General features: G+C 58.0%; 1 protein-coding gene. It reads right to left on the bottom strand.

Annotated elements, in window-relative coordinates; translation table 11 throughout:
- Positions 1-351 precede the first annotated feature (351 nt).
- On the bottom strand, positions 352-1,184 hold an 833-nt coding region (locus tag ACFC0D_RS38650), incomplete at its 5' end, for an ATP-binding cassette domain-containing protein (RefSeq protein ID WP_376446810.1).

Genomic DNA, 1,184 nt, shown 5'->3' on the forward strand with positions numbered 1-1,184 from the left:
GAATGCAACGACCGATAAGCCGTTGCACTTCGTGCTGCGCACCGACAATGTCATTCGGGTCGATTACGGACATGGCAAATCTGAGCATGGGTCTGGCCAACTGCACCGCTTCGGCGGAGAGAAGCGCAGGCCGGGCCGCGAGCCGGCCGAGGCTGTTGTCCGCTTCACTTCTAGGCGTGAGTGGAGCACCCAGCCATTCGCTCTCGGCGGCGCCGAATCCAGCGATGGTCCGCTGATCCTTCTCGTTGACAGAGAAGGGCGGATGTCAGCTCTTGGCCGAAGCGAACGTAGGGCTAGAGGGATTGCCACACTGTACCGTGACTGTGTACGCACGAGTACCAGCCCCGAATCTCAGTAGGCGGCAGCCCTTCCCCTTCGGCTGACGGACCCATCTGGATGCACACGCAGCAGACAATCCGCAGCATCTATTGTCTCGAATCGATGTGCAATCTGAATGACAGTGAGTGACATCTGCTTGAGATGAGCATTGATACTCTGCTCAGTTTCTGCATCCAGATGGCTGGTCGCTTCGTCTAGAAGGAGGGCTTGGGGCTGTTGGTAGAGCGCCCGGGCCAGCATGATTCGCTGGCGCTGTCCTCCTGACAAGGTCGATCCCATGTCACCAACCGATGTTCGATAGCCCATCGGCATTCTTGAAATGTCATCGTGAATGCAAGCGGCTTGGGCTGAGTGCTCGATCTGCTGCTGCGGAGCCCCTTCCTGGAACAGGGCGATGTTCTCAGCCAGACTCCCGTGGAAAAGCGCGTCATCCTGCATGACGCATCCAAACATGCGCCGGGCCCGGGTCGGACCAAGATGGCTCAAAGGGATGCCATTCAATAGGATTTCCCCACTGTTGACGGTCAGCAGTCCGACAAGGAGCTTGGCGATCGTGCTCTTGCCTGTACCCGACGCACCGGTGATAGCAGTCATCTGGCCCGCTGGGATAATGGCGCTGGCGTTGTTCAACACCCATGGCTGATTGTCTGCATATCTGAAGCAGACGTTGCGGAGCTCAACCTCAACGGGTTGAACGCGCGCGCTCAAAGGTGCAGCGGGCTCCTTCTCAACGGGTGCAAGAGCAATGTCAGCAACTCTTTCCGCATGTGAACCGAGCAACGCGAGTTGGATTGCGTACTCGGAAAGCGCACTCAGACGCGAGATGAACTGCTCTGAGTACGAGG

It is taken from the genome of Streptomyces sp. NPDC056222, from assembly GCF_042264065.1.
Classification (GTDB): domain Bacteria; phylum Actinomycetota; class Actinomycetes; order Streptomycetales; family Streptomycetaceae; genus Streptomyces.